Origin of the sequence: Dactylosporangium maewongense, from assembly GCF_039531485.1 — a bacterium.
GTDB lineage: Bacteria > Actinomycetota > Actinomycetes > Mycobacteriales > Micromonosporaceae > Dactylosporangium > Dactylosporangium maewongense.
The window spans coordinates 1-595 of the sequence record NZ_BAAAQD010000110.1; the positions used below are offsets into that span (position 1 = coordinate 1).

1 protein-coding gene is annotated in these 595 nt (G+C 73.1%); it reads left to right on the plus strand.

The window, feature by feature from the left end; genetic code table 11:
* On the plus strand, positions 1 to 486 hold a 486-nt coding region (locus ABD332_RS59945), incomplete at its 5' end, for a winged helix-turn-helix domain-containing protein (protein WP_344516122.1).
* Positions 487 to 595: the final 109 nt, after the last annotated feature.

A 595-nucleotide genomic window follows, 5' to 3' on the forward strand; every position in this document is an offset into this window, starting at 1 on the left:
GGTGGTCTGAACTCGGCTGCGCGGGAGCGGCGGGAGTTGGTGCGTCGTCGGGCCGGGGAGCTGTTCGCGGAGGGCGTCACGGCGTTGGGCGTGGCTGCTGCGTTGGAGGTCTCGGCGAACAGCGCGTACCGGTGGCGGCGGGCGTGGGTGGCCGGTGGGGTCGAGGCGCTGGCGTCGAAGGGCTCGCCGGGGCCGGATCCGGTGCTGTCCGAGGCGCAGCTGGTCCGGTTGCGGGAACGGTTGGAGCTGGGGCCGGCCGCTGCCGGGTACGGCGAGGATCAGCGGTGGACGCTGCAGCGGATCGCGGCGTTGATCGCCACGATGTTCCATCAGCGGGTCAGCATCGCCACGGCGTGGCAGGTGATGCGCCGCCTGGGCTACACCGCCCAGCTGCCGGTGCATCGTGCTGTGGAGCGTGACGAGCAGGCCATTACGCATTGGCGGCGGCGCCGGTGGCCGGCGCTAAAAGGGTCGCGCGGCGGCTGAGCGCCTGGATCTGTTTCGCCGACGAGTGCGGTCAGACGTTGCGGGCGAGGAAGGCCACGACCTGGGCACCGCGCGGGGGCACGCCGGTGGTGTCGGTGACCGCCGCCGG